This is a genomic window from Microbacterium rhizomatis, from assembly GCF_008710745.1.
GTDB lineage: Bacteria > Actinomycetota > Actinomycetes > Actinomycetales > Microbacteriaceae > Microbacterium > Microbacterium rhizomatis.
This window is the reverse complement of record NZ_VYSA01000007.1, coordinates 46,782-66,440: the sequence shown is the minus strand read 5'-3', so window position 1 is coordinate 66,440 and position 19,659 is coordinate 46,782. Positions and strand designations below refer to the sequence as shown.

Annotated in this window: 22 protein-coding genes; 10 read left to right on the top strand and 12 right to left on the bottom strand. The window is 64.1% G+C overall.

The genetic code is table 11. The features are described 5' to 3' along the window. Positions 1–463 precede the first annotated feature (463 nt). From F6B43_RS19160 to F6B43_RS19140, 5 genes are read right to left on the bottom strand one after another with little or no spacing between them, the layout of a single operon-like run. Positions 464–727 carry a type II toxin-antitoxin system RelE family toxin gene (locus tag F6B43_RS19160; protein WP_150450659.1) on the bottom strand — a complete coding sequence of 88 codons (264 nt, stop codon included), beginning with the start codon at positions 725–727 and terminating at the stop codon, positions 464–466. Beyond that, positions 724–1,002, bottom strand: coding sequence for a type II toxin-antitoxin system RelB family antitoxin (relB, locus tag F6B43_RS19155; RefSeq protein ID WP_150450657.1), 279 nt, complete (start codon positions 1,000–1,002; stop codon positions 724–726). The genes F6B43_RS19160 and relB overlap by 4 nt, the downstream gene beginning before the upstream one ends. Positions 1,003–1,033: 31 nt before the next feature. Next, positions 1,034–1,285, bottom strand: a complete 252-nt coding sequence (locus F6B43_RS20155) for a DUF3892 domain-containing protein (protein WP_425486861.1) — start codon at positions 1,283–1,285, stop codon at positions 1,034–1,036. A 32-nt stretch (positions 1,286–1,317) separates the two neighbouring features. Beyond that, on the bottom strand, positions 1,318–1,578 hold the full coding sequence (locus F6B43_RS19145) for a Txe/YoeB family addiction module toxin (protein WP_246160063.1): 261 nt from the start codon (positions 1,576–1,578) through the stop codon (positions 1,318–1,320). Further along, complete coding sequence (locus F6B43_RS19140; RefSeq protein WP_150450655.1) at positions 1,575–1,826, bottom strand: type II toxin-antitoxin system Phd/YefM family antitoxin; 252 nt, start codon at positions 1,824–1,826, stop codon at positions 1,575–1,577. Before F6B43_RS19140 ends, F6B43_RS19145 begins: the two co-directional genes overlap by 4 nt. 281 nt (positions 1,827–2,107) lie before the next feature. Here F6B43_RS19140 and F6B43_RS19135 point away from each other — a divergent pair, with 281 nt between their 5' ends. The 3 genes from F6B43_RS19135 (at position 2,108) to dprA (ending at position 4,574) form a co-directional block, all read left to right on the top strand. Further along, positions 2,108–3,118, top strand: coding sequence for a DUF4192 family protein (locus F6B43_RS19135; RefSeq protein ID WP_150450653.1), 1,011 nt, complete (start codon positions 2,108–2,110; stop codon positions 3,116–3,118). A 31-nt stretch (positions 3,119–3,149) separates the two neighbouring features. Then, positions 3,150–3,491 (top strand): DNA methyltransferase family protein, encoded by a 342-nt coding sequence (locus F6B43_RS19130; protein WP_150450651.1) that lies wholly within the window; start codon positions 3,150–3,152, stop codon positions 3,489–3,491. A 156-nt stretch (positions 3,492–3,647) separates the two neighbouring features. Further along, positions 3,648–4,574, top strand: a complete 927-nt coding sequence (dprA, locus tag F6B43_RS19125; RefSeq protein WP_150450649.1) for a DNA-processing protein DprA — start codon at positions 3,648–3,650, stop codon at positions 4,572–4,574. Between the two features lie 691 nt (positions 4,575–5,265). Here dprA and F6B43_RS19120 read toward each other — a convergent pair. Then, on the bottom strand, positions 5,266–5,748 hold the full coding sequence (locus F6B43_RS19120) for a hypothetical protein (protein WP_150450648.1): 483 nt from the start codon (positions 5,746–5,748) through the stop codon (positions 5,266–5,268). A gap of 173 nt (positions 5,749–5,921) precedes the next feature. Here F6B43_RS19120 and F6B43_RS19115 point away from each other — a divergent pair, with 173 nt between their 5' ends. The 3 genes from F6B43_RS19115 to F6B43_RS19105 all read left to right on the top strand — a co-directional run bounded on the left by F6B43_RS19115 (position 5,922) and on the right by F6B43_RS19105 (position 9,220). Then, the gene (locus F6B43_RS19115; RefSeq protein ID WP_150450646.1) at positions 5,922–6,548 is read left to right on the top strand and encodes a hypothetical protein; all 627 of its coding nucleotides are present in this window, start codon (positions 5,922–5,924) and stop codon (positions 6,546–6,548) included. Further along, the gene (locus F6B43_RS19110; RefSeq protein WP_150450644.1) at positions 6,541–7,713 is read left to right on the top strand and encodes a helix-turn-helix domain-containing protein; all 1,173 of its coding nucleotides are present in this window, start codon (positions 6,541–6,543) and stop codon (positions 7,711–7,713) included. The genes F6B43_RS19115 and F6B43_RS19110 overlap by 8 nt, the downstream gene beginning before the upstream one ends. A 145-nt stretch (positions 7,714–7,858) precedes the next feature. Further along, positions 7,859–9,220, top strand: coding sequence for a DEAD/DEAH box helicase (locus tag F6B43_RS19105; protein WP_150450643.1), 1,362 nt, complete (start codon positions 7,859–7,861; stop codon positions 9,218–9,220). 413 nt (positions 9,221–9,633) lie between these two features. Here F6B43_RS19105 and F6B43_RS19100 read toward each other — a convergent pair whose 3' ends face one another. The 3 genes from F6B43_RS19100 to F6B43_RS19090 are packed head-to-tail and all read right to left on the bottom strand — an operon-like array spanning position 9,634 to position 12,100. After that, positions 9,634–11,043, bottom strand: a complete 1,410-nt coding sequence (locus tag F6B43_RS19100) for a DUF2079 domain-containing protein (protein WP_150450641.1) — start codon at positions 11,041–11,043, stop codon at positions 9,634–9,636. Next, a complete protein-coding gene (locus F6B43_RS19095; RefSeq protein ID WP_150450639.1) occupies positions 11,040–11,507 on the bottom strand; it encodes a hypothetical protein in 468 nt (155 codons plus the stop codon). The genes F6B43_RS19100 and F6B43_RS19095 overlap by 4 nt, the downstream gene beginning before the upstream one ends. Then, entirely contained in the window at positions 11,504–12,100 is a 597-nt protein-coding gene (locus F6B43_RS19090; RefSeq protein ID WP_170285756.1) for an RNA polymerase sigma factor, read from the bottom strand. Before F6B43_RS19090 ends, F6B43_RS19095 begins: the two co-directional genes overlap by 4 nt. A gap of 184 nt (positions 12,101–12,284) precedes the next feature. On the opposite strand from F6B43_RS19090, the gene F6B43_RS19085 reads away from it, so the two are divergent. Both F6B43_RS19085 and F6B43_RS19080 read left to right on the top strand, forming a co-directional pair. Then, complete coding sequence (locus F6B43_RS19085; RefSeq protein ID WP_170285755.1) at positions 12,285–12,851, top strand: beta/gamma crystallin family protein; 567 nt, start codon at positions 12,285–12,287, stop codon at positions 12,849–12,851. Continuing rightward, positions 12,848–13,360, top strand: a complete 513-nt coding sequence (locus F6B43_RS19080; protein WP_150450634.1) for a hypothetical protein — start codon at positions 12,848–12,850, stop codon at positions 13,358–13,360. Before F6B43_RS19085 ends, F6B43_RS19080 begins: the two co-directional genes overlap by 4 nt. Positions 13,361–13,491: 131 nt before the next feature. On the opposite strand, the gene F6B43_RS19075 is transcribed toward F6B43_RS19080, so the two are convergent. Further along, positions 13,492–14,004 carry a hypothetical protein gene (locus tag F6B43_RS19075; protein WP_150450632.1) on the bottom strand — a complete coding sequence of 171 codons (513 nt, stop codon included), beginning with the start codon at positions 14,002–14,004 and terminating at the stop codon, positions 13,492–13,494. 10 nt (positions 14,005–14,014) lie between these two features. After that, positions 14,015–14,140 carry a hypothetical protein gene (locus F6B43_RS20060; RefSeq protein ID WP_281349574.1) on the bottom strand — a complete coding sequence of 42 codons (126 nt, stop codon included), beginning with the start codon at positions 14,138–14,140 and terminating at the stop codon, positions 14,015–14,017. 1,074 nt (positions 14,141–15,214) lie between these two features. Here F6B43_RS20060 and F6B43_RS19070 point away from each other — a divergent pair. Together F6B43_RS19070 and F6B43_RS19065 are read left to right on the top strand one after the other, a co-directional pair. Continuing rightward, on the top strand, positions 15,215–16,393 hold the full coding sequence (locus tag F6B43_RS19070; RefSeq protein ID WP_170285754.1) for a sensor histidine kinase: 1,179 nt from the start codon (positions 15,215–15,217) through the stop codon (positions 16,391–16,393). Beyond that, complete coding sequence (locus tag F6B43_RS19065) at positions 16,390–17,055, top strand: response regulator transcription factor (RefSeq protein WP_150450628.1); 666 nt, start codon at positions 16,390–16,392, stop codon at positions 17,053–17,055. Before F6B43_RS19070 ends, F6B43_RS19065 begins: the two co-directional genes overlap by 4 nt. 338 nt (positions 17,056–17,393) lie before the next feature. Here F6B43_RS19065 and F6B43_RS19060 read toward each other — a convergent pair whose 3' ends face one another. Next, positions 17,394–19,559: an MMPL family transporter gene (locus F6B43_RS19060; protein WP_246160062.1), complete on the bottom strand. Its 2,166-nt coding sequence runs from the start codon at positions 19,557–19,559 to the stop codon at positions 17,394–17,396. Positions 19,560–19,659 lie beyond the last annotated feature (100 nt).

Sequence of the window (19,659 nt, the reverse complement as noted above, 5' to 3'; positions counted from 1 at the left end):
GGGGCAGCGAGCGGCGGCTGGCGCCGCCGCTCGGCGGGCCCGCTGGCGCGGCCCCTGCGGCCCTGGCGGGCCGCTGTGCATGGTGCGTTGTGGAGGCGGGATCGCGTCGTGTGCGTGGTCATGGTCGGGTGTGCAATGTCGAGTGTCGGTAGGCGAGGTGGGGCGAGCGCGGGTGCGCTCGCGACCGCGACGGCAGGGCTGACCGTGAGGTGTCAAATGCCTCCTGCGCGGCGCTGCGCCTCGAGCTGCCGGGCCCGATCGCTCCCCCAGCTCAGGCCACCCGCACCCCGTCGAGCTCGCTCCTCAGCGCCTCGCCTCGAGGTGCGCGAGCCGGGTGTCTCAGATCATCCCGGCCGACCACAGCCGGCCCGCCCGGGCGGCATCCTCGAAGCGGCGAAACCGGTAGACCGCCACGTCGCCCTCGACGTACACGGCAAGCGCGAGGCGCGTGAAGCTGGGTGACTCAGTCGTAGATCTCGGAGCGGTGGCCCAGGTCGAGCGCGACAATCACCACGTCATCCCGACGCACGTCGAGAATCACCCGATAGTCGCCCACACGAAGCCGCCACAACCCAGATAGCTCGTGCTGCAAGGGCTTGAGCCGAGCGGTGGGGTCACCCAGTTCGATCAACTCGTAGAGCGCGACCAAAACGCGCCGCGACACGGGCCGGTCAAGCTTTTTGAGCGCTCTGGCAAACCGCGGAGTCTGGGTAAGCCGGTACGTCATCCGCGCGCGACGTTAGCGCGAGCTTCGGCGCGCAGTTCGTCAGCGTCAAAGCCGAGTTCGGCGGCAAGGGCATCAAGTGACGTCGTGGACACATCACCACGTCGCGCGGCCTCAGCCTCGGCGCGCAGCGTATAGGCGTATTCGAGGTCGCCCAGATGCTCCGCGACCGCTTCCCTCACATAGAACGCAGCCGGCCGCCCAGTAGAGGCGGCAAGGGCATCAAGCCGCGCCTTAATGTCATCCGGAAGCCGAATACTCAAAACGCCTGTAGACATGTATACAGTCTCGCACAGATTCTCTTGGGTGTCAGCCCGCGCAGCCGGCAGGCAACCGGTCCAGGAGATCCACTCGCACCGTGTCCGCCGTTGTCCGCAGAAACTTGGGGCGATACACCGACGCCGCGCTCACCCGCAGCAACGCCCGCCGTCCATCCACCACCACGAAGTACTGCGCTGCCGAGGATTCAATCCCAGCGATCACCGCCTCGACAGACGCACTCCACCCCGAACCGCACAACCGCACGACATCCCCCGCACGATCCCGACCTACCGCCGTCACCTCGAGCACCGCACGCACCGTGGTCGACGCTGTCAGTAGTGGTCGCGGGCCTGCAGAATCACGATGTGATCCTCGGTCACGTAATACACGAGGCGGTTCACCTCGTCGATCCGACGCGACCAGGCGCCTGAAAGAACATGCTTGAGCGGCTCCGGCTTACCGACACCGGCAAACGGGTCACGCAGCACGCCACCGATCAGGGAGTTGATGCGCTTCAGCGTCTTCCGGTCCTGAGTCTGCCAATACAGATAGTCCTCCCACCCGTGCGTGTCGAGAACAATCGCACGGGTCACGCGTCGAGAAGATCGTGCTGCTCAAACTCGCCACGGCGAGCGCGCTCGATCGCCTCCAGCAACCGCTCCGCGTTCGCCGAATTCCGCAGCAAATACGCCGTCTCCGTAATCGCGTCATAGTCATCCTTCGACATGATCACCGCGTTCCCATGCCGAGAGACCACCTCCACCGCCGTGTGGTCATCGTTGACCTGCTGAATCAGCCCGAACAAACTCTTCCGCGCTTCCGTGACCGTCATCGCCGCCATCACACCGATCCCCCCCGAGTAGTACCGCAAAGCGTACCACTCCACCACCACCTCCCGCGCTCTGTATCTCTGACAGTTACAAACTACCGCACACCACCGACACCACACCCGCAAAACATGCTTGCAAAATGCAATCAACATTCATCCGAAACCCGCTTGCAAAAAGCCAGCACAATTCACACCACCCACGAACCCCCAAACCCCCGCCTAAGGTCCCCAATGTCTGACCCTCCACGTATTCTGTAACTGTCAGAGATACAAACCCCACGGAAGGACACCCCATGACCGAAACAACCATTCACAAGGCCACCCAGCCCAGCGACTTCCTCGCCGCCGTGCCCTCGATGCTCGGCTACCAGCCGACCGAATCGGTCGTTGTGATCCCGTTCGCCGGTCCCCGCACGGTCGGCGCGATGCGCTTCGACCTGCCGGACGTCCCGAACGCCGCGGCGGTCGCGAACATGGCCGCTGGCCTGGTCTGCAAGATCCAGGGAGCGACCGGCCTCGCCGTCGTCGTCTACGGCGAGCGCACCCCGGCCGAGGCCGTTGCCGAGGCGATCGCCGGGAAGGCCGCGGAGTGCGGACTGAGCGTGGTCGAGCGGTTCTACGTGACCGGCAGCGGCTGGGGCCTCATCGGCGACGATGCGGTGTCCCCCATGCCCGAGGTTCCCGAGCACCTGGCGGCGATGGTCACGGCGACCAACCAGCACACCGGGGCGGCGCTCCCGGAGATCGACGAGGCGATCGCCCGGGAAGTCGCCGAGGCACTCCCGGGTGACCTCGGAATCCGCCTGACAATGCTGGACGCCTCACCGCTCGACCTGTACGAGGGGGCGCTGTCCTGGGACGGGTCGAACCTCGAGGCGCAGTCAGCCGCGACCATGATCGCGATGATGAACCGACCCGCGCTGCGCGATGTCGCCCTGGTGCAGTGGGCGCACGGTTTCGCGGCCGGTGAGAGCGCGCTGGACGCGCAGATCGCCTGGGAGAACGGCACCGAGTACCCCACGCACCTGGCGATGATCATGTGGGGCGAAGGACCACGACCCGACCCCAACCGCATCGAAGCCGCTCTGACGGCATGCCGCCACCTGGCCGCCCTCGCACCCGCGAACGCGCAGATCGGGCCGCTGGCCGCCGCCGCGTGGCTCTCCTGGGCCCTCGGACGCTCCACCCACGCCGACCAATACTCACGCCGTGCTCTCGCGATCGACCCCGACCACGGCCTGTCACAAATCGTCAGCACATTCATCGCCGCCGGACACCTCCCCGAATACGCATTCACCCACTGACCCCCGACCAATCGAGAGGGGCATTGCCGAGATGCAGCTCGCCAATACTCCCACCCCGAGCGCTGCAGAGCCGTTCCTGACGATCTACGAGCCCGCCTGCGGAGCAGGAGCGATGGTCATCGCGATGACGCAAGCTCTCGCCCGCCGCGGGATTGACTACCGCGAGCGCGTCCACGTCACCGCCGACGACATCAGCCTCACTGCGGTTCACATGAGCGACGTCCAGCTGTCACTGCTCGACGTGTCGGCGCTTGTCAATCGACGCAACTCCCTCACCCTGGAGCACTTCGACACCTGGGCCACACCGGGACATGTCATCGGCAACTGGGACAGCAACCGACAAGGTCACCAACTACTACGGCGAGCGCCATGACATTTACATCGGCGCCGACAGCACCGATCCCGTGGCCGATCTGTTCGACGGGGTTCATGGCCGCGACTGGGCCGATCTGCGCCACTGACCCGGTGACGGCGGGGTGACCTCTCCCCCGCCACCACCAACCAATCGAACTCGACGACAGGAGATCCCATGAGCACCACCACCAGCACCGACCTCGAGGCGCGAGCAGCCTGGTCCGTCATCACCGAACCAGGTGACACCGTCGCCGGAGGCTTCGTGGCGGCCATCGGCCCCACCGACGCTCTCAGCGCGCTCGAAAACCCCGTGGCATGTATCACCGCGATCATGGATGCCGGCGCCGCATCCGATCAGGAGCAGGCAGCGGGAGCCGTACAGCGTTGGCTGCCGCGGATGAGCGCTGGCACCATCGACTTCGCACTCCGGGAGGCGTCGCGTCACGGCATCCAGATGCTCGACCCGGCTGCAGTCCCGGGCATCGCCGACCTCGGCGTTCTCGCACCGCACCTGCTCTGGGTCCGAGGCGACCTCGACGCCGCGGCGGGGCCTCTCAGCAGCAAGATCGCCCTCGTCGGTGCGCGCGCCTCGACGAACTATGGCGACCAGGTCACCCGGGAGCTTGCCACCGATCTCGTCGGGCGCGGCATCACCATCGTCAGCGGCGCCGCGTACGGCATCGACGGCACAGCCCATCGAGCAGCGCTCTGGAACAACGGCAAGACGATCGCCTGGCTCGCCAACGGCGTCGACCGCGCCTACCCTGCCGGCAATCGTGAACTGATCGACCGGATCGCGGCCCACGCCGGCTGCGCCGTCATCAGCGAGATCCCCCCTGGGTCCGCCCCCACTCGGCATCGCTTCCTCAGCCGAGGCCGACTGATCGCCTCTGCCGCCGCCACCACGGTCGTCGTGGAAGCGGGCTGGCGCTCCGGGTCGCTCAACACGGCCAGCCACGCTGCGACCATGGGACGCGCCATCGGTGCCGTCCCCGGGCCGGTGACATCCGCCGCATCCGCCGGATGCCACCGCCTCATCCGCGAGTTCGACGCGCAGCTGGTCACCAACGCCGACGACGCCTACGGACTACTCGGCCGCTGACCTCTCGTCACTCACACCTTGACGACGTGGTCCTGCTTGATGGGTCAGGTATTGCTGACTTGAACAGGAAAGAGGATGTCGCGACTGTGACGAGGCATCCCGACGCGGGGTGGCTCGTGCTCACAACGGGCTGTGCTCCGAACGTGGAGCTGTTCGTTTCGATTAGATGAGTCCGCTTCGCACGTACTCGCTCACGCGTGCCTCGTAGCGTTCCCTGCGGGCGCGTTGGTAAGGGCTCCACAGGTCGGGTCGGTCAGTGATATCGACGCCGTCGCGGTGGGGTCGCTCCCAATGCGGGTCGGACCCAAGCCGCAGACACGCCAGCTCGAGGTGCTCGTGGTAGTTGTCTAGATACGCCCAGGCTCGCGCATCCAGGTCACGATGGCGGCGCTCACGCGGCATTTCTGGTTCCTCACATGACTCAGAACCGGCCTCCCGAGGACACCGATGCTAGCCGCGGATCACGACTGAGACAGCGAAAAGGAGCAGCCCTTCTCAGACGGACAGGCAAAGTGACTCGTGAGGTCCCGCCCACGTTGCAGGGCGTCGCCCTGATGCAGTGCGTGCCCAGCCTCACGGCCGGTGAAAGCGCTAGACGCTCAGATCGCGTGGGAGTCCGGCACCGAGTACCCGCAGCACCTGGCGGGGATTGCGTGCTGGGGTGAAAGAAGAATCCCGACCCCAATGCTTGTCAACCTGCGACGACGTCAATCTCCTGATCTCCCTCGAAAACAGGTGCGGCGTTCCCCTTCGCCGTTCGGGGAAGCAGCTCGGGCGGGATGGGGTCGCCAAAAGCGTGAATCCGCCAGCCGCCGAGTTCAGGGCGCCAGACAAGTGTGACCCATGCGGCGAAGTCCTGGCGAGGACCGTCACTGAAGTACGTGCCGTTGTCCGGCACGAGTTTGACGTACGCGACGTCTAGGTTGTTGCGTGCGCGCAACGATCTAGTCGAGATCGCAAGCGCCTGGTCGAGAAAGAACGAACGCGCCGTCGAGAAGTCCCCCCAATCAGAGAGCTTTTCCGGCGTCACGAATTCAGCCGCAATGTCGGAGTGCATCGGCTCCGTCAGCACGAGGTGGACGAACGCAGTCGCGACCTTTGCAGGGTGCTGCTCGTCGAGGGACTGGAAGCGCAATTCTGCATCGTCAAGATCGGACCACGATTCATCAGTCATGCAGACCATCATGATGCGAGCGCGGGGCATACTCACGCGGTGGGTACGACGTCAGTTCGCTTGGGCTCAAGCGGTGACACGCCGGTCTCGACGGCAGCCAAGCTGACCTTGCCGCACAGTCGAGGCGGTGTCGGCAATCGTGTTGTGCTAGTTCGCGTGATAATATAACATCCGTGAGCACACCCGACCAGATCGAGAATCTCCTCGAGTCCATTCAGCCGGCTACCGACTCTGTCTTCGACGCACTGGACTCAGCCGCTCCTCTCCTCGACGCTGCGTTCAGCGCCACGGGACCGTTGCGTTCCATCGAGCGTTACAGCAGTACCCGAACGCACGTTGCTCGCGCCCTTGTTCATCGCGAGCTCGACCGACTTGATGAGGGCGCCATGGGCGAGTGGATGCTCGTGAGGGACACAGGACCGAACTGTCCTGTCTGGCTCGCGAACGGCGCGCATTCGATTCGATTACTCCACACGTGGTCACCCGAAGTAGTCCCTCCGACTGGCAAGAACCGTGCTCGCGTGAGCTATTACAGCAACAGCCTGCTTGAGTTGGAGCCAGAGGTGCTGATCTCCTCACACAAGTTCCTGCTCCTCTGGGAACGGCAAGGTCAGGAATTCACACTCCGGCTTGTTCATACTCTCGGCGCTGTCCGCTTGAACAAGAACGTACGGCTCGATCTAGACATCTCCCTCGAACGGGGTGTTACTTTCAACGACCTCGCCTTCGAACAGCGCGAAGAAGACCTCGACTACTTCACCGAGGACGTCGAGGAAGAGGGGGACCTCGGCAATGGTTGACGGGACGCGCATCCGTGACGGCCGGGTGCTGATGAACGTCACCCAGGCCGATCTTGCGAAAGCGAGCAATCTCCAGCAACCGCTCATTTCTATGATCGAGCGCGGCGACCGCATGGCTAGTGAAGATCAGCTCGCAGCCATCTCAAACGCACTTGGGTTGCCCTCAAGCTTCTTCCAGTTCAGGCAACTTTCCGGCCCCGGAGCCAGCCCGGAATTCCGACGAATGAAGACCGCGCGAAGCAAAGACACGGAACAAGCGCGACAGCTGTTCAAAGAAGCGTTCCGGATCTCGGAGCAGTTGCTCGACGGCTCCGGTTACCCGCAGCCAACGCTGCCAGTCGTCGACGATCGCGAAGCCGAATTGAGCATTGACCGCATCGAAGAAATCGCCCAGGAGACAAGAGCGGCCTGGGGACTCGACTCAGCCTCCCCGCTCAACCATCTAGTTCGCACCATGGAGCGCCGCGGCATCGTCGTGTGCCCCCTCGTCCTGCCTGGCGAGGAAGAACCGCTGTACGGCGAGGGGAAGTCCCAACACTTTGGCGCCTCCTATTGGCTCGGCGTGGGAGAGACAGCAGTCGTGGCAATCTTCCCCGGCTCCTCAGGCGATCGCGACCGATTCACCACTGCCCACGAGGCCGGCCATATGATCCTGCACACCTTCCGCCCCGCCGTAGACCCGGACGTGAAAGAACGCGAAGCAAATCTTTTCGCCGGCGCTCTCCTCGCACCCTCACGAGCTATCGCGGGCAACTACAGCGAGACCATGGGCCTGAAAGCCCTCGCCGAAATGAAGGCAAAGTGGGGCCTTTCAATGCAAGCCCTGGTGATGCGTGGCCGCCAACTGGAAGTGCTGAGCAGTGAACGCTCTCAGGGACTCTTCCGACAGATCTCCGCGCGCGGATGGAGGAAGGGCGAACCTGTTCAGGTGCCCCACGAGGCACCCAAGCTGCTTCGCAAGCTCCTGGAACGCCGCTACGGTGCAACACCATTCGCCGGCGAGCGCGTCGTCGACGAACTCGGCCTGCCAACCGCCATGCTCCGCTCCCTCGCTCCAGACCCCCTCGGCAGCCGTGAACAAGAACGCGACAACGTCTCATACGTCAATTTTCAGTCACGCGAACGAACAAACAAGGCAAACCTACCCACGCGCCTCCAGCGGTGATTCAATCGAGCGACTCGACCTGAGGGCCGGCTTACGGTCGACACCTATCGTGCGCGTCAATGCTCTTCTAGCTCTAAGTGGTGCCCCCGCTAGCGTGTTGTAGGAGACTCGCGCAAATATCAATCGATCTCAGGAAGAGGTTGGAATGGTCGACTTTAGTTCGATGCTGGCTGATGCGGAAGAGTCCGATCCCATCGAGCCCCGCGAGCTACACGGGCAGCTAACCAAGGCTCCTGGCTATGGCTATCTTCGCGATGTCCAGGGCCAGGTTCTGACTTCGTGGCATCTGCGGAGAGATGAACGCGACATCGTGATCAAGGTCAATACCGGGGGCGGTAAAACGATTGATGGCCTCATCATCTTGCAGAGTTACATCAACGCAGGCGAAGGGCCTGCGCTTTACGTAGCTCCCACAAAGTACCTCGTCAATCAGGTGCGGGCCGAAGCGGAAAAGCTTGGCATTGCGACCACCACCAACGTTGACGGAGCCGGGTACCTCAACAGTGAGGCAATCGGGGTGATCAACGCCTACGAGCTCGTCAACGGGCGTACCAAATTTTCCAAGGATCGACCGAGCCGCGCGCGCGCTCCAATCGGGTCGGTCGTGATCGACGATGCTCATGCAGCGATTGCCACAACCCGCACGCAGCTGGCGCTGACGCTTCCCCGCAAGAACGCCGCCTTCAATCAGCTGCTTTCATTGTTCGCGGATGATCTGAAAACTCAATCATCCGATTCCTACATGGATGTCCGCGACGACCGTCGGGGAAGCCCTGTGCGCGTTCCATTCTGGGCATGGCGCTCGAAGGTCGAGCAAGCGCGAGAGATTCTGCGCACCCAGACCAGCGATAAGCAAGACCTCTACTGGCAGTGGCCCGCCGTCAAAGAGGTACTACTGACTTGCCGCGCAGTCTTCTCCAACAACGAGCTGACGATCACACCCTTCTGCCCGCCAATAGACCACGTGACTTCTTTTATGGAAGCGAATCACAGAATCTTCCTCACAGCGACTCTCGCGGACGACAGCGTCCTCGTGACCGATTTTGGCGCCGAACCAGACAGCGTGTCGCAACCCGTCACGCCCGTAACAGCCGGCGATATTGGTGAGCGAATGATCCTCGCGCCGCTCGAGATCAATCCCGACCTCAGCGCTGAAAAGATCCGCGCGAAGATCGTCAAGCTCAGCAAGACATACAACACAGTCGTGCTAGTCCCAAGCGAGAAGTGGGCCAAAGCGTGGGAGCCGGACGCAGCGATCATCGCCACGAAAGACGACATCGATGAGGCCGTCGAGAAATTGCGTGGCGAAAAGCACGTCGGTTTAGTCGTCTTGGTGAACAGATATGACGGCATCGACCTTCCGGACGACGCTTGCCGCATCCTTGTATTGGACGGCCTACCAGAGGCATTCAGCCCGGAGGAGAGGCTCGACGCACTACTGGTTAGCATGGCGAGCAGCTGCGGCGTACCAGGGTCCCAAAGACGACACTGGATGGCCACCCAATGATCGTTCACTCGAGATCGTACTGCGACGAGACGACTGGACATGGGTGCGGGCTCAACTCAATCGCTGGGAACCATACGAAGACCCAAACGAGCACTTCGTAGAACTGCGCAACCTGATCGAGGCGAATCTCGGAGGTTAGCGAGCTTCAGTTTCCGCGGCATCCCCTTAGGTGTCGTAGAACCCGCTCGATTGCGCCGAAGAGACTGCGATCTGGAGTGCCGTCCGATCGCCGCACGCGCCGGCCGTGCCGTTCGGCATCGCTGACCGCGACCGGGGACAATTCTTCACCCCATACACCGTGGCGCAGCTCATTGCCGAGATACAGCTCGCCGATACTCCCACCCCGAGCGCCCCACAACCCTGACGATCTACGAAAGGCAAGATTCTGCGTGAATGGACGTAGACGACGTCAGTCACTGGCAGGCAAGCTCGTACCCGCTCTGCGTGGCGATGGCGTGGTAGGTCGCTCCTGGATGGAGTCGGGTTGCGACGTCGAGGGCGCTGCCCCACTCGTGTGGTGTGCCACCGGCTATCCGGTCGATGAGGATACAGTCCGGGGTGGGATTGGAAATTCCGAGCCAGTAGGCGTCGTGGTCGTCGACGAGGTAGGACATGAGACCGATGTCCGTCTCAACGGAGGCACCCCCAGGTATCGCGTCAAGGATTGTGGTTGCTGCGTCGCCCCGCTCCGGCGGGTCCCACGAGTTGGGTGTGAGAAACGACCAGAGCGGGAGTGTGGGTAGGAGCACTGCTGCTGCAGTGACGGCGATCGCGGCGCCGTGGCGGCTGTAGTTGCGAAGCCAGGCCCACCGGGCGGTGGGTCCGCGGTTGATGGCGTCCAGGAGCGCGACGAACACGATCGGCATGAGTACGGCGCTGTAGTGCCAGCTTGGCCCCCAGTAGCCATGGTTGCTGGAGAGGAATCGCCACGCGAGGGTCGGCAGGAGGCCGAGGGCGATTGGTGACCGGAGGATGAGCCCGCCGCTGATCACCAGGAGCAGCGTGAGGGTGAGTCCTTTCGATGGGTGGAAGAGCGCGCCAGGACCGGCGAGGAGCGTCAGGGGGTTGGCGTTGCTGGCGTAGGCCCAGGAACCTTGGGGGTTGAGGATAGGGAGCACGATGAACACGGCGATCGCGAACCAGCCGACGCCCCAGACGGTGAGCCAGATCCCGAGCGGCTTGCGGGAGCGGTAAGCGACAAGGAGTCCGATGATCGCGACGGTGAGGCCGAGGTCTTCCTTGACGAAGACCAGGGGTGCCGCCCACAGTACGGTGGCGAGATCGCGGCGCTCGAACAGCGCACTGAGCGACAGGGTGATCAAGGGGACGGCGAGGGCGATCTCGTGGAACTGTGCTTCGGCGGCGTATTGCAGACCCCAGCTGAAGCCGAACGCGAGCCCGATAAGGACGCCGCCCGCGACGGTGCCGAGGCTATGGGTCGCGGTGCGGGCGAATACCGCTGCAGCAACCGCGAAACACACTGCTTGGACGACGAGAAGAGTGAACGCGTGAGGCGCGATCGCGTACACGGGAGCGATCAGCGCAAGAAGTGGGTGGAAGTGATCGCCTAGCAGGTTATATCCATCGCCCTTGATGTTCACGATCGGCGGCTGCACCCGGGCGTAGCTGTCGAGCAACTGGGTGAAGATACTTAGGTCCCAGGACTTCACAACGAACTGCGACCATTGCCAGGCCGCGTAGACGATGTACGTCGTCGCGACGATCACCCCAACGACGCACGGCGCAATCCATCCCGTAGCCCGGTGCCGACCGGGCATCCCGGTCACCGTCGTGGGCAGCGCCCGGATCGGGGTGATCGTCACCGGGGCGGCTCCATGCCCAGGTCGCTGCAAGCTGCGCCATTCTGCTCCGGGAAGACCGCGAGCGTCCCGTCACGTTGCGCGCAGACGAACAGCTCGGGCACGGGATGGATCCGCCCGTCGTTGGGGGGCGGTCCGTCGTTGTCCCCACCGAGCACGCCGATGCGCCACACGGATTCACACAGGCCGATCGCGCGGGCAACGCGGTCCTTTCCCACCGGGGAAGGATCCCCCACCTGCTGAACGCGGCTCTGCAATGAGGCTGATTCGTGGCAGTACGCGGAGTTGTGTCGCAGTTCCGCGGATGCAAGGGCGATCAACGCCCCACCTGTGGTGACAGCGACGAGCACCCCGGCGCCGATGAAGACGCCGACCCGCTTCCGGGTCCGGTTCCGGTCTGTGCGTCGCCGCACTTCCCGCATGAGATCGTCGCGCATTCGGTCGTAGTTCGGCTCGTCAACGGTCATCGGTCCATCTGCTTCCTCAACGCTCCGCGCACCCGGGACAAGCGGTTCCGCACGGCCGAGTGACTGGTGCGAAGGTGGTGCGCGGCCTGCTTGTAGCTGAGCCCTTCGACCATGCAAAGCCGAAACACGTCCTGGTCGATCTGCGGGAGGGCCGCAACGATCCTTCGGACCTGTTCGAGCTCCATGTTCCTCGCTGCTTCGGCGTCCACCTCGCGCGGGGAGGCGAGATCGTCTTCACTCAGGGCAGTCGTGACACGCTGCGTTCGACGCCTACTCGCCCGCTGAACGTTGAGGGCCAGGTAGTTCGCAGTGGTCAGCAACCATGGCAAACAAGATGTGCCGGCCAGGTCAACACGACGGCACTTGCGCCACAACAGCAGGAACGCGTCCTGGGTCACCTCCTCGGCGTCTGACGCGGAGTCAAGCTTGCTCCGCGCGAGCAAATACACCGCTCGGACGTGGCGCTCATGGAGTTCACTCAGCGCGGTGTCGTCCCCGTCACGCAGTCGCAGCAACAATGGCACATCGTCCTCGACATGATCAGCCGAGGCGAGGTGCTGCCGATCCTGGGACGCGCGCGCGGGCTCCACCACCTGCCACTCCCTCCGACACACGACTCTTTCTAGTACCCCATGTTCCCTCACCGGGTGGATCTGTCGGAGTGGCTGTCCGTTCGGACCAAAGGGTCTCAGTATTCGTCGAGGTCTGGCGTGTGAGCAGCGATCGTCGCAAGGCTCTGAACGAAGATCCTCGATCCGAAGGGAACAGACCAACATCATGAAACGTCCACTCGCTGCCCTCGCCGCATCCCTGCTCATGATCGGAGCCGCCGCAGTGACGGCCCCCGCGGCAACTGCCGACACCATCGACCGCACTCAAAGCTGTTGGCAGGAGCTCGACACCGGGAAGTCCCTGTGCGTCGACGCCGACGACAACCTCGCGGACGCCGTGTACGAGACCTACGGCATCGTTCTGTCCACGCCTGACGGCGCGCTCGAAGTCAGCGACGAACTCCTCAGCGACTCCGGCAGCGCTCGCTCCGACGTCACGCCGCTGGCAAGCACCGTCATCGGCATCTTCTACGAGAACAACAACTACGGCGGCGCCTCCTACGCAGCGAGCGTCACCCAGAACGGCTGCTACGGCTACGCCCACGGATACACCAGCCTCTCCAGTATCGGATGGGACAACCGGATCACGTCGTTCCAGTCGTACTCAAACTGCAAGACCGCGATCTTCGAGAACAACAACTACGGCGGCGCGTCCTACGGGTACTACGTGAATTCCAGCAACGTCGGCGCCGCGATGAACGACCGCGCCTCGTCCATCCGATGGGCAGCGTGACCCACGTCACCGCGACGGCGACGACCGTGCGCCCTCGCCTCATCGCCGCGGCCGCCGCACTCCTTTTCGTCGTCGCGTCCGTGTGGGCAGGACTCCCCGCCAGCGCATCCGTGGACGATAACCCGCTCAGCAACTTCACTCAAACTGAGCGAGACCTGTTCGAGTCCGGTGAGCCGGCGATCCTGACCGTGGACCCCACCACCGGCGACTTCGTGGCGATCGATGCCGCACCGTCGCAGGTTCAGCCGTTCGGCGTGGTGCCGAACTGCAGCGGTGACCGGGCCTGCTGGCAGGGCTACCTGTCACCGCACCTCTGGTACGGATTCGACGGTACCGGCGCCAGCGGAACCTGGCCCAACCGGGGCAACTTCAAGAGCAACAACTATCGAGCGAAGCTGTGCTGGTCGTACGCAGGCAACAACCCCTGCATGTCCGGATACAGCGGCCTCAACCAGACCATCACTTTCGGGACTGAAGTGACGGGCAAGAGCGTCGAACTCACTCGATAGCCGAGCAAGATTCGGCGGAGCGAGACACCATCGCAAGGGGTGGCCCGCTTCGCCGTTTCTTCATCGGTCACCGAATCTGATGCTGGTGACGTTGGCGGGCTGCCCGGTGACATGGATGGCGGTACGTTCCACTACGAGATCGTCCTCGAGACTACGGACTTGTTCGCGCAGTTGCGAGACGACGCGGAGCAGGTCGGCGTTCTGGGCGAGGAGTCGTTCGATCTCATTGCCGCGATGCTCATGGAGCTGACGCAGCCTCTTCTCATCCGGAGCTCGAGCTGCGCGGCAAGACCGGCCTCGAGCCTCCGATTCAACTCGCGGGCTTCACCCTTGAGTCGTTTGATCGTGTCCTGCGCGTTGACCAGGTCCGCGGCGCGGGCCGCGTGGAGGGGGCGGTCGCCTGCGGCTGGGTATCGCTCCTGGTGCCGGCGCAGCCCACCCATGATGTCAGGCTGGCTGTAAAGGACCTGACGGCTCACGCCGGCCGAGGCCGCGAGAGTCGAGACCGTGAGAGCTTGCCCGCGGTCTGCCGCGGCGTGCAGGGTCGCGACGACATCACGGCGCTTGCGGGCGCTGGCCTCGGCCCGCGCCCGGGCCAGCGCGGCGGGGTTCCCTCGGGACGGCGTGGGCGCGGTGCTGGTCATATCTCTTCAGCTACATGCGCCCGTTCGCGATGCCGACCTGCCGGCCGTGACGATCATGCGCGAGCGGGGCGAGCGTGTTGACGGCCTTCCGGCGCCGTTTCGAGCTGACCTGGTAGTAGCCCATCGTGGTGCTCAAACGAGACATGATCCATCAGATGCCGCAGCACGTCCGGGTTGGTGCCGTTGTCCGCGTGACGTTGCGCGTAGGCGCGGCGGAAGCCGCAAGCCTGCACCGTGTTCAGGTCTAAGTCGACCGGGTGCCCGTCCGCGTCGGTCACCGGGCCGAGGACCGGAGGGAGGTTCCCGGCGAACTTGTGCAGGATCTTGCCCAGTTAGCGTTCACCGATCGGCGTCGAACTGGCGAAGGACTGGCGTTCGCAGTGTTGCCAGGGCGATCACGGCCGGCATCGCCGCGGGAGTGCTGGCCGTCTATGCGGCGCCGCTCCGCGGACTGTTGAACCAGGCGTACGACCTGTGAGGTGATCACCACCCCGACCATGACCACGCCCGTAGCGGCCAACATGCCGGCTTCTGCGACGCCCGACCTAATGGCTCTGGCGCGTCCACCAGCCTGACGCGAGGCTACGCCCGAGGTCACGCCGGCACCGACTGAGTAAGAGCACTGCTCGGGGCCAGCACAAAGCTACTGACGTAGCCCGTCGCCTGTGTGCCTACCTGCAGTAGCGTGCCGGAAACGAACTCCAACAGAGTGGAGCCCGGGTCCCCCGGGCGTGGGGCAGTCGAAGACGAGGTCGGGGCGAGGGGCGAGGTCGGCATGTCGGAATCCTTCGTGAGGAGCTGGGTGAGGTTGCTTCCAGCTTCCCTGCCCGTTGGATTCGGAGCATCATGCGCACGGATGAAATCGCGTCATCCACATGTAGTACATCCTCGGTTGGCTTGCCAAGAGCTGCGACCCACGCTCCGACGCCGCAGCCAAAGGTCCTTGTACTGCATCCGCAGTAGGCGGCGCAGTCCGTCCGGACGATTCACATCCCCTCGACGCCGGGAACACTGGGCATACACTTCGCGACGGTGTGTGCTATCGGCGTCACCGTGGCGGAGTGGTCGCTGCGATCGGCACCGCTCTCGGTATCCGCAGCACCGGGGCGTCACCTGAAAACCGACATCGTAGGGAGGGCGCGGTGTACTGCGACCCTGACCCCCGCTGCCGCTCTCACTACCACGCATCGAGATGCCGGATGATTGGGCCATGAACCCCGACACCCTGCCGCCGGACGTCGCATGGCCGAAACAGTCGTGGTTCTTGCGAGGTCCCATGCTGTCCACAGCGGTGATGATCGCCGCCATCACGGCCCTCGTCACCGAGCTGTGCGTCATGCTCTTCGCCGGCGAGGAATCCCTCGGTTACGTTGGCATCGGACTGTCCGCCGCGGGGCTCCTCGTCATCTTCCGCGCCCGCTGGGTTGGACTCGCACTCACCACCGTCGGCGGGGTTGCCAGCGCCCTGTACGCCACCGAATACATCGGCGTGTGGACCGTCACCGTGTTCGCCATGTTCCTCTTCGCCAAACAGGGCCGATACGTCATTCCGGCGATGGCCATCAGCGCCTCCTCCCTGTATCTGACACTCGTTCACCGGGACGATGGTCAGTTCGACGCCCCGGTGGCACTGGTCGCGGCGACGTTCTGCGTTGCGGCAGCGGCAGCGGGAAGCGTCGTGCGCCTGCAGACCGAGTCGTGGGACGCGGCACGAAAGCGCGCCATTGACCTGGCCGCAGCGCAATCCGTGGAACTGCGTCAAGCGGTCACCGACGAACGACTGCGCATCGCCCGCGACCTGCACGACGTTGTCGGACACGAACTGGCCGTTGTGAACATCAACGTCGGCGTCGCCGAAGTGTCCCTCCCCTCCGACGCCGGCAGCGCGCGGGAGGCCCTCCGCGCTGCCCGAGAAGGACTCCAGCGCACGCTTCAAGAGACGCAGCAGATTCTGGACTTGCTGCGGGATGTGGATAGTTGGACGGCTGATCGGTCGGAGCTCGCCCTCCTCGAGCACATCCCCTCCCTGGTCGCCCGGCTCACTGGCGCTGGCGCCCAGATCGTGGCGCAGCTGGACCCCGATCCACCCGAGCTCGACGCTGATGTATCGGCAGCGGCGTACCGAATCGTGCAGGAGGCATTGACCAACGCCGGTAAGTACGCGACCGGCCCGGCGCGTCTCACGATCGGAAAGGCCGACAAACAGCTGATCATCGACATCCGTAACCCGCAGACACTGCGTCCACTATCCGGCGAAGAACGCACCGGGTACGGACTCGTCGGGATGCGAGAACGCACCCAAGCCGCCGGCGGCACCATCGAGATAACGCGGTCCGAGGACACCTTCGGTGTTCACGTGGAACTGCCAACGAAAGCGAATACACCATGATCCGGGTACTGATCGTCGATGACCAGGAGATGATCCGGGCGGGGCTTCGCACCATCGTCTCTTCCAGCCCTGAGATCGAGGTCGCCGCTGATGTCGGCGACGCGTTCGCAGCGCTGGACTATCTGGAAAACAACCCAGTCGACGTGGTCCTGATGGACATTCGGATGCCCGGTATCGACGGGGTCGAGGCGACCACCCGAATCCGGCGCACTCACACGTCTGAGCAGGTCAAAGTCATCATTCTCACCACGTTCGAACACGACGAGAACGTCTATGCCGCGCTCAGCGCCGGCGCCAACGGGTTCCTCGGCAAAGGGGTCGGACCCGTCGAGCTCATCGCGGGGATCACCGATGTGATGACCGGAGGTGGTGCCTTGTCGGCCGCCGCTGCGGCCGCGGCGATCAGCCGAGTCGCCGAGGCACCCTTACAACGCGTTGACGAATCCTTGGCGCGCCGGTTCGAAGCGCTCACACCACGGGAACGCGACGTCGTGATCGCCGTCACCCGCGGGATATCCAATGACGAGATCGCCGCCGAGATGTTCGTATCCCCGTTCACGGTTAAGACCCACGCCAACCGGGCGATGGCGAAAGTTGGGGCACGAGATCGTGCCCAGCTGGTGGCGTTCGCCTACCAGGCCGGGATCGTCGCCGACCGCTGACGCACGACCCTCCATACGCGCGGGCATACCGCCCCCGATGGTGTGAGAACGGCTCAGGTGGTCTCACGTCAGCGTGGAGGCTGCCGCGGCGCGGCCTGCATACAAGCGAACATCTTCGGAGCATTGCCGTGCTAGCGACCCTCACTGTTGTTGGGGTGGTGGATTCGGTCAGCGCTGTGCGGAGAATCGTGCTGGCCACGCGCCGAGGTCCAGCCGGATCGTCCGTTTGCATCACCCGCCGAGACCGACGTGTGGCGAAACGTCGAGACCGATGCGTGACGAAACGTGAAGAACGGGGCCCCTGCCTGGCTGGCAGCGGCCCCTTCTCCTTGTGAGTGTTAGCCGACCAGGGCCGGCTGCCTGTGTTCTTCGTCCTTCGCGTCGAGGGAGTGGCCCTCAACGTCGATGTCCGGGAGGATCTTGTCTAACCACTTCGGGATCCACCAGGCGGACTTGCCGAGCAGGGACAGCGCTGCGGGCATCAGTACCAGTCGGACGATGAACGCATCTGCTGCGACTCCGACCATCAGGCCGAAGGCGATGGACGCGCCGATCGCGAAGTGGCTGGTGGCGAACCCGGCGAATACGACGATCATGATCGTCGCGGCGGCGACCAGGACGGGGCCGGAGCGGGCGAACCCTTCCCGAATCGCGGGCTTGGGGTCCATGCCCTTGCGGTGCATCTCCTGGATCCGCGACACCAGGAACACCTGGTAATCCATTGCCAGACCGAACAACACACCCACCAGCAGCAGTGGCAGCAGACTCATCATCGGATCGCCCTGGGGGGCGGTGATAAGCGGGTCGAGCCATCCCCATTGGAACACGGCCACGCTGGCGCCGAACGCGGCGGCCACCGAGAGCAGGTATCCGAGTGTGGCGATCACCGGGATCAGTAGCGACCGGAACAGCACGATCAACAGGATGATGGAGATGACGACGATGACGACGATGTACTTGATCAGCGCCTGCATGAGTTGCTCGTCCTGATCGATACTGATCGCGGTCTCGCCGGTGACTTCGAGATGCACGCCGGAGACGGCGTCCGCGTTGTCCCTGACCTGGTGGACGAGGTCTTTCGTTGCGTCGTCGATCGGGCCGCCCTCGGGGATCACGATGATGCGCGCGTAGGTGCCGTCCGCGCTGGTCTCCGCCGGAACCACCCGCTGCACCCCGTCGAAGCCTGCAAGGTCGCTTTCGATCTTCGCGGTCTCGTTCGCGATGTCGTTGCCCTCGGCGAGAACGATGAGCGGGCTCTGGACTCCCCCGAACTTGTCCATGATGAGGTTGTATGCGGCACGTTCGGTGCTGGACGGGTCCGAGCCGCCGGGAACGATGAACGCGGTCTTCATACTGAGCATCGGCAGCGCGACGACGATGAGGATGAGGACACCGGTGAAGAGCGAGATGATCGGCCTATTGACGACGACACTGCCCCAACCGCGCATGATGCCACGCTTCTGCTTCTGGCCTTCCGTCCACAGTTCGCCCCGCTCGAGGGCGCGGCGCTGCTTCCTAGAGAGCGCACGGAACCCGAGGAACCGCATGAGCGCCGGGAGAAGCGTGAGTGCCAATAGAACTGTCACGGCGACCGCGACCGCAGCGGCGAAGCCCATCTCTGTGATGTCGCTCAGGTTCGCCACGAGCAACGCCACGAGAGCGACGATCACGGTGAGACCGGCGAAGACGACGGCCGTGCCGGCCGTGCCTGTCGCGCGGGCGACGGCGTCATCCACTGATCGTCCTCCGCGGAGCTCGTTGCGGAAGCGGGACAGGATGAACAGGCTGTAGTCGATGCCGACTGCGAGACCGAGCATCGCCGCGAGGATGATCGTGTTGTCGCCGATCGGAAACAGCGTGCCGTACGCGAGAGTCCCCACGAGACCCACACCGACCCCGAACACGGCGATCAGAAGGTTGACTCCTGCGGCGAGCAGCGACCCGAAGGTCAGTGCAAGCACCACGAACGCAATGATCACACCTACGGCCTCACCCGGCCCGGGAGCGGGCGCGCCGAGGGGAACAAGGTTGCCGCCGAGCTCAACACCCAGCGCGGGCGGCGCGTTTTCCTGGAACTCCAGGGCCGCGTCGTAATAGTCCTTCTCCTCATCTTCTGTCAGCTCCCCGAAGGTCAACGTCGCGGCTGCGAGAGTGAGGTCTTCAGAGATGTAGGGGCGTGCCGGGTCGAGGGGGTTGCTCACCGACTGCACACCGGGCAGGTCCTCCGCGTCGGCGAGAACCGATGCGATCTCGGCTGCGGTAGCGGCGGAGGTCACCTCCCCGCTGTCCGGGTGGAACACCAGCTGCAATGTTGCGCCGGGGGAATCGAGTGCCGGGAACTCCTGATTCATCCGCTCGAGGGCGAGCGATGCCTGGGAATCCGGGATGGAAGTCTCAGCCTTCTCCGTGGATCCGGCGCTGCTACCGGCGGCGAGCACGGCGATCAGGGCGGCGAAGATCACCACCCAGGCGACGACCACCACCCATCGGAATCGGGCACTCAAGCGCCCGACATGAGACAAGAACGTTGACAAGGGAGTTCCTTCGCTAGGTGGGTGGAACAAGTTCGATTTCAAGACTCCCGACGAACGCGCCGGCGGGAAC

Excerpts from the sequence above, each read along its gene's own strand:
- F6B43_RS19160 (WP_150450659.1), bottom strand. The coding sequence starts at position 727 with ATGACGTACCGGCTTACCCAGACTCCGCGGTTTGCCAGAGCGCTCAAA.
- relB (WP_150450657.1), bottom strand. The coding sequence starts at position 1,002 with ATGTCTACAGGCGTTTTGAGTATTCGGCTTCCGGATGACATTAAGGCG.
- F6B43_RS19140 (WP_150450655.1), bottom strand. The coding sequence starts at position 1,826 with ATGGCGGCGATGACGGTCACGGAAGCGCGGAAGAGTTTGTTCGGGCTG.
- F6B43_RS19135 (WP_150450653.1), top strand. The coding sequence starts at position 2,108 with ATGACCGAAACAACCATTCACAAGGCCACCCAGCCCAGCGACTTCCTC.
- F6B43_RS19130 (WP_150450651.1), top strand. The coding sequence starts at position 3,150 with ATGCAGCTCGCCAATACTCCCACCCCGAGCGCTGCAGAGCCGTTCCTG.
- dprA (WP_150450649.1), top strand. The coding sequence starts at position 3,648 with ATGAGCACCACCACCAGCACCGACCTCGAGGCGCGAGCAGCCTGGTCC.
- F6B43_RS19120 (WP_150450648.1), bottom strand. The coding sequence starts at position 5,748 with ATGACTGATGAATCGTGGTCCGATCTTGACGATGCAGAATTGCGCTTC.
- F6B43_RS19110 (WP_150450644.1), top strand. The coding sequence starts at position 6,541 with ATGGTTGACGGGACGCGCATCCGTGACGGCCGGGTGCTGATGAACGTC.
- F6B43_RS19105 (WP_150450643.1), top strand. The coding sequence starts at position 7,859 with ATGGTCGACTTTAGTTCGATGCTGGCTGATGCGGAAGAGTCCGATCCC.
- F6B43_RS19095 (WP_150450639.1), bottom strand. The coding sequence starts at position 11,507 with ATGACCGTTGACGAGCCGAACTACGACCGAATGCGCGACGATCTCATG.
- F6B43_RS19085 (WP_170285755.1), top strand. The coding sequence starts at position 12,285 with ATGAAACGTCCACTCGCTGCCCTCGCCGCATCCCTGCTCATGATCGGA.
- F6B43_RS19075 (WP_150450632.1), bottom strand. The coding sequence starts at position 14,004 with ATGACCAGCACCGCGCCCACGCCGTCCCGAGGGAACCCCGCCGCGCTG.
- F6B43_RS19070 (WP_170285754.1), top strand. The coding sequence starts at position 15,215 with ATGAACCCCGACACCCTGCCGCCGGACGTCGCATGGCCGAAACAGTCG.
- F6B43_RS19065 (WP_150450628.1), top strand. The coding sequence starts at position 16,390 with ATGATCCGGGTACTGATCGTCGATGACCAGGAGATGATCCGGGCGGGG.